Genomic DNA, 6,000 nt, shown 5'->3' with positions numbered 1-6,000 from the left:
GCGGGGCGTGGGACCGCGAGCCGGCCGTGCCCAACGCCGTGGCGACCAGGGGCCTGCCCTACAGCCTGCTGGGCGTCGAGGTCGGTCCGCTGTCGGAGGAAAAGCGGCTCAAGGAGTCAGTCGCCTCACTCCTCGACGGCATGGCCCCTTGGCAAAGCGACCGGCGGTTGGTCAACAACCTCGCCCCCGAGGAAGCGCCCGACGCCGCCGTGATCTACGGACCGGAGCGCTACCGACGCCTCGCGGCCGTGAAGTCGAAGTACGACCCGGCCAACATGTTCCGGATCAACCACAACGTGGTGCCGGCTACCTGAACAGGGAGATATTCAACCAACCCGAGCTCAGCAAGGGGTGGTCGCGTTGAAGATGCTGGCCAGCCCGGAGGGGATGTACTGCTCCGCCCACGAGAACAGCAGGTACGGCGTCGCGCACAACAGCACTGACACCACTGCGAGGTGGCCCCCAGCGCGGGATCGCGGGGGAGTGGCCGGCGCCGGACCACGAGGATCACGGCGAGCGCCAGCGCGCCGAAGCAACAAGATCGCCGCTGGATCCCGACGACGGCTTTCGGTTGTGATCGAGGGCATCGTCTATTCCTACCGGAAGGCGCCGGCGGTGGGTGGCTGTTCGCGTTTCGAGTTGCCGCCATCGGCGTCGGGCTTTGCTTCGGAGGCTTGGTCCTGGAGCTCGGCGACAGGCCAGGGTGCGCTCGGAGAGCGAGCCGAGCACGCGGTGCCGGAGGCCTCTGCCGCGACCTACAGGTGGTGGGAGCGGACGCTGATCCAACGCAGCTCGGTCTGCGAGTTCATCAGGGCCGGGCCGCCCGACACCGGTGTTGGCTCGGGCATCTCGCTCTGTGCGGCGGCGGACCCAGTCGTCCAGCTCGGTCGCGGCCGCGGCTGGGTCGAGCGCCGCCAGCGCCAGGCGGTAGCGGATTCCCCAAGTTCCCCGGTGTAGTGCGGGACATCACCGAACGCTCACGGCGCCGTTCAGACGCCGGTCACCGTCAGTGCCTAAAGGCTGCTCGGCCGGCTGTCCTGGCCTGAGGCACCTGCCAGACCGCGATCACGGTGTCGAGGGCGTGCTCGTCGGCGAGCACGAATAATCGCTCGTGGACCAGAGCGCAATAGTCCAGCGCTACAGTTCGTGACCGGATCGGTTCGCGATAAGTAGGGCGGGCCCGATCTCCGAAGGCCGGCTCGCCGACCTGCCGGCGACGCGGACCTGCATCGCCTGCGCGAACCGAATGTGACGCAACCACTCCACGGCAACGCAACGCTTCAAGACACGTTCCTTCGCGTTGAACCACCACCTCGCCCGGCGGTTCGCCGGTCGGACGCCTGGGTGGTCGAACGGCCGGCCGATCGTCGACATCACCCTCGAAATCGTGACCAGCCCCGGGCATCAACGTGCCCTGTCGGCACGCGAGCGCTCCGGCGGCCATCAGTTCCTGCAGGCTGCGCACTTCGAAGGAGGTCAAAAAGAACTCCGCGCCGCTGCCTTCGAATTCTGATGAATCCGCAGTACTCAAGCTTTTCCGGGCGATCGCTGGGGGCGGCCTGGGAAGTCTTCTGCCGACCACCAACACCGGACGTCCGGTGTACCGGAGCCGTTCAACTCGCCGCCACGAGGTCGGCACCTGGGTCCGGCACGCTCGCCGAGGTTTGGGCGACAGAACGGACGAGACGGACAGATGGCGACGTTTTCTCTGGATCGGCGGCGGTTCCTGACGCTGGCCGGTGGCACGGTCGGTGCGGTGGCGCTGGGGGCGGGGCAGCTCGCGGAAGCGGCGGAGCTGGACCCCGCGCCGTTCACCCTGGGGGTGGCTTCCGGCGAGCCCGACCACACGAGCGTGGTGCTGTGGACGCGGCTCGCGCCGGACCCCCTGGACGCGGCGACCGGCGGGATGCCGGCCGAGCCGGTGCAGGTGACGTGGGAGCTGGCGCGCGACGAAGGGTTCCGCCACGTGATCGCGCGCGGGGCGGTCACCGCGGTGCCCGAGTCGGCGCACACCGTGCACGTGCTGGCGACAGACCTGGCGCCGGATCGGTGGTACTGGTACCGCTTCACGGCTGACGGCGTCCGCAGCCGTACCGGCCGCACGCGCACGCTGCCAGCGCCCGGGGCGAAGCCGGACGTGATGCGGTTCGCGTTCGTGTCGTGCCAGTCGTGGGCTGGCGGGCCGTACCCGGCCTACCGCGACCTGGCCGGGCAGGACCTCGACTTCGTCGTGCACCTCGGCGACTACATCTACGAGACCACCAAGGGCGGCCTCGACGAGTTCCGTCGGCTGCACGCGCTGTACAAGACCTCCCCGGACCTGCGCGCGGCACACGCGAGGTTCCCGTTCTTCCTCACCTGGGACGACCATGAGGTGCAGAACAACTACGCCGGCGACGTCGCGGGCGGCGCCGGGGACGGCCGGCCGTTCCTGGAGCGGCGCGCCAACGGTTACCAGGCGTACTACGAGCACCTGCCGATGCGCCCCGAGCAGCAGGCACACGGTCCGGACGCGCTGATGTACCGGCGGATGAGCTTCGGCCGGCTCGCGGAGTTCAGCATCCTCGACACGCGCCAGTATCGCTCCGACCAGGCGCTGGGCGACGGCCGCAAGGAACCGACCGGCGAGGTGTTCGACCCGGCGCGCACGCTCACGGGACCCGAGCAGGAGCGCTGGCTGCTCGACGGTCTCGCCGCGTCGAAGGCCATCTGGAACGTGATCGCGCAGCAGACCATCATGGCGCAGTTCGACTACGACCTCGGGCCGGGCAAGATCGTCAACCTGGACCAGTGGGACGGCTACCCGCCGGCCCGCGCGCGCATCCTCGACTTCATCGCCCGCGAGCGGCCCGCCAACCCGGTGGTGCTGAGCGGCGACTGGCATACGCACTGGGTCAACGATCTCAAGACCGACTTCGACGACCCGCACTCACGCACGATCGCCACCGAATTCGTGGGCACATCGATCTCGTCGGGTGCCGGCTGGGACGCCGACGTCCGACTGGGCCTGCCGGCGAACCCGCACGTCAAGTTCTACAACGGCACCTACCGCGGCTACGTGAAGTGCGTGGTCACCCGCGAGAAGTGGCGCAGCGACCTGCGGATCGTGCTCAATGCGAGCGACGCGGCGTCGCCCGCCTACACGATCGCGGCCTACGAGGTGCGCGACGGCGTGCCGGGCGCGTACCGCGTCGACGACGGCGACGGCCTGGTCGGGGTGGTCACCGACCGCGCGAACGGCAAGCCGCTGGGCAATGTCGAGGTCGCCGTGCACCGGGAGGACGGGTCGCGCCTCGTCGCCGTCACGACCGACCCGGCCGGCGAGTACGTCGCCTTCGCCCCTGCCGGCGCCTACACGTTGCGCGTCAACGGGGTCGGCTACGACCTGGCGTCCATGCCGGCGCGGATCGGCGCGACCGGCGGGTCCACAGTGGACTTCCGGCTGGCGCGGTCGGTGGCCGGCGCGGCGAAGGGTCGCACGGTGCCCGGCCCGCAGTCGCAGGCCACCGCGTCGGATTTCGTGCTGGCCAACGACCTGCTGGCGCTGGCGATTTCGGCCGGCACCACCGACCCGCAGCTGCCCGGTGTCACGCTGGGCAAGCCGCTCGACCTCGCCGCGCTCGGGCACCTCGACCAGCTCGACTGGATGAACCTGCCCTACGCCTCGGCGGCGCAGCCGCGCGGCGGCAACGCGTGGCAGCAGCTGACCGTGCGGGCCACCGCCGTCGATCTCATCTCGCCGACCGAGGTCCGGGTGACCGGCGCGAGTACCGCGGTGGCGGGCATCGGCGTGGTGACCACGTTCGGCGTGCGCACGGGCGAGCCGTGGGTGCGCGCGGAGACCGTGTTCACCAACACCGCCGACGCTGCCCGCACGTTCTGGATCGGCGACGTCCTCGACCACGACGGCACCGGCCAGCGCAGCGGCATCGCCGGCCACGGCGCCATCACCGCCTCCGCGCCCGCCGACTTCACCCCCACCGCCCCGTGGCTGGGCATGACCGGCTCCGACCGCCAGACCTACGGCTTGCTCTACGACGAACCGGGCTTCACGCTGTACGCGTGCGGCATCTGGGCCATGACGCAGCGGAAGATCACGCTCGCCCCGGGCGCCGCCTTCACCCTGGGCCGCCGCATCGCCGCCCTCGACAACGGTGGCGCGGCCGATCCGTTCGCGGTGCTCGCCGGTCTCTGATCGCCGGCCAGGGTGGGGCGCCGCAAATTCGGTGCTCCACCCTTCGGCCTCTTCGCCGGGCGTAACGGCGGCGTGCTGGCCCGGCGACCTCGTGCTCGCCGGGCCGTCGGCGCGGGGTCCGGCACGGTCATGCTCGCCCTCGCGGGGACGGCTGGCGCCGGCGCGCGACTGACTTGGTTCACCCGGCGTAACGCGTCGATCGTGGTTACCGGTGAGGTGGTGAAGCAGAAGCGCCACCCTGTTCCATACCGGCTGATCGACCGCTACCCGTGCTCGAGGCCACACATCTGCCGCCGTTCGTGGGCACCCGGGTGGACCTGCTCGGCCGCTCCTCGTTCCTGTCGACAACGACCCCCGTGCCATCGCCGCGCCGGGCGTTCGGGTTTCGCCGGTGTGAGTGCGGGCACCCGTCGGCATGATGAGATCGATTCTCCGTGGCCTCGCCGCGGAGGCGGCGGGTACGACGGCGTTGCACGCCGTCACCTACCTGGACATGGCGCTGCGCGGCAGGCCGGCCAGCCGGACCCCGGAGCAGAGTGTGACGCGGTTGGCCGACTTGGCCGGTATCACGATCCCCGCCGACGGGCCCGGAGCGGCCACCACCGCGCCATCGCCGTGTCGGCCGCGCCGATGGCGGCGATCGGGGTGTCGAACCCGCGCAACTGGTCGCTGTCGGACTGGGTGTCCGACGTGGTGCCACGCATCGCGTACGGCTGGGTCATGACGGCGGCTTACGCGGCGATGCGCGACCGCGACGAGTCCGGTTAGCCCGGGCGGACGGGTCTGACCTGGTTCTGTCATCGGCTGCGGAGAAGTTTCCTGACCGCCGCGACGACGAGGCCGCCGGCCAGCGCCCAAGCTCCTGCCACGATGACCGGGTCCAGCAGGTGGTGCCTGACGTCCGCGCGTTTCTTACCGACCCGCGATGAAAAGCCGTGGCGGAACTCGCTGGGGAAACCGGTTTCGGTGACGGGGTTGGTCCGGGCGGACCGTGGCGAACGAGCGGAGGTTGGTGTTCCCACGCGTCGATCCGGTCGGCGGCCGGCAGGAGCAGCCACCGCGCCGCGCGGGCCTCGCTGTACCTGCGGTAAGCCAGTTTGCGCACCGGGCCGGCGAGACCGCGGGGTGGGTCTCGCGGCCGGCAGACAGCGCCGGCAGGCCCGGTCGGGGACAACTCCGGGTACAGCGCGGGCCGAGGTCGAGGAGGACGGTCCCGCTGCGCAGTCCTCGGCACAGCGCCTCGCCGGCCTGCTTTGTCGAGGAGTGGCGATTCAGGCCGCCGCTGGAGCGCACGGCCATCAGCTCGGGGCGGCCCGGGCCTCCGGGCACCGTGCCGGGGATCAGCACGGCCGGCCCGCCGGGACATCACTACGTACAGTCGTCATGGCGCGACACTGCTGCCACAGTCCGTAACGCCGCGCTTGTGTGCGGAGACTGATTTTTTAGCCAAGATCGGCTTCCAAGCGGCTTCGCGGGTCAGGGCGAAGCCGTACTCTGAGGGCATGGCTGACCAGGTACAGCAGAGACCCGGCGAATCGAACGCCCAATGGCTGAATCGGCTTGAAGCCCTCCTGGTCGTCCACATGGAACGGGTCACCGGCATGGGCTCAGCCGCTGACGAGGAAGAAGAGAGAATCCGGGCCACCATCGCCGCCCTGAAACGCGGCGAGGCACCGACGAACCCCTGACCTGGGGCTCAGGGCCTGGTGGTGAAGGGTTTCGCGCTGGGTGTAGTGCGCTCCGGCGGGCGCCGGAACCGGAGCCTGGCACAACGCCGAGCCCGACGGCCGCAAGTAGCCGTCGTA

At 70.5% G+C, this 6,000-nt stretch carries 5 protein-coding genes and 1 pseudogene; 5 read left to right on the top strand and 1 reads right to left on the bottom strand.

Translation table 11 applies throughout. The annotated features are described in order from the left end of the window. Positions 1-314 (top strand): BBE domain-containing protein (locus tag AB0878_RS46665; RefSeq protein WP_366589425.1); only part of this gene is annotated, 314 nt, incomplete at its 5' end. A 33-nt stretch (positions 315-347) separates the two neighbouring features. On the opposite strand, the pseudogene AB0878_RS46660 reads toward AB0878_RS46665, so the two are convergent. Then, positions 348-529, bottom strand: a pseudogene (locus AB0878_RS46660) (EamA family transporter); the annotation flags it as partial. A 771-nt stretch (positions 530-1,300) separates the two neighbouring features. On the opposite strand from AB0878_RS46660, the gene AB0878_RS46655 reads away from it, so the two are divergent. The 4 genes from AB0878_RS46655 to AB0878_RS46640 all read left to right on the top strand — a co-directional run bounded on the left by AB0878_RS46655 (position 1,301) and on the right by AB0878_RS46640 (position 5,883). Beyond that, complete coding sequence (locus AB0878_RS46655) at positions 1,301-1,513, top strand: hypothetical protein (RefSeq protein ID WP_366589423.1); 213 nt, start codon at positions 1,301-1,303, stop codon at positions 1,511-1,513. 180 nt (positions 1,514-1,693) lie between these two features. Continuing rightward, on the top strand, positions 1,694-4,195 hold the full coding sequence (locus AB0878_RS46650; RefSeq protein WP_366589421.1) for an alkaline phosphatase D family protein: 2,502 nt from the start codon (positions 1,694-1,696) through the stop codon (positions 4,193-4,195). Between the two features lie 630 nt (positions 4,196-4,825). Further along, positions 4,826-4,963, top strand: a complete 138-nt coding sequence (locus tag AB0878_RS46645; protein WP_366589419.1) for a hypothetical protein — start codon at positions 4,826-4,828, stop codon at positions 4,961-4,963. Positions 4,964-5,697: 734 nt separating this feature from the next. After that, positions 5,698-5,883: a hypothetical protein gene (locus AB0878_RS46640; RefSeq protein WP_366589417.1), complete on the top strand. Its 186-nt coding sequence runs from the start codon at positions 5,698-5,700 to the stop codon at positions 5,881-5,883. Positions 5,884-6,000: the final 117 nt, after the last annotated feature.

It is taken from the genome of Amycolatopsis sp. NPDC047767 (genome assembly GCF_040704195.1).
Taxonomy (GTDB): domain Bacteria; phylum Actinomycetota; class Actinomycetes; order Mycobacteriales; family Pseudonocardiaceae; genus Amycolatopsis.
Note: the sequence above shows the minus strand (reverse complement) of the source record. Positions and strands in the feature narration are given on the sequence as shown.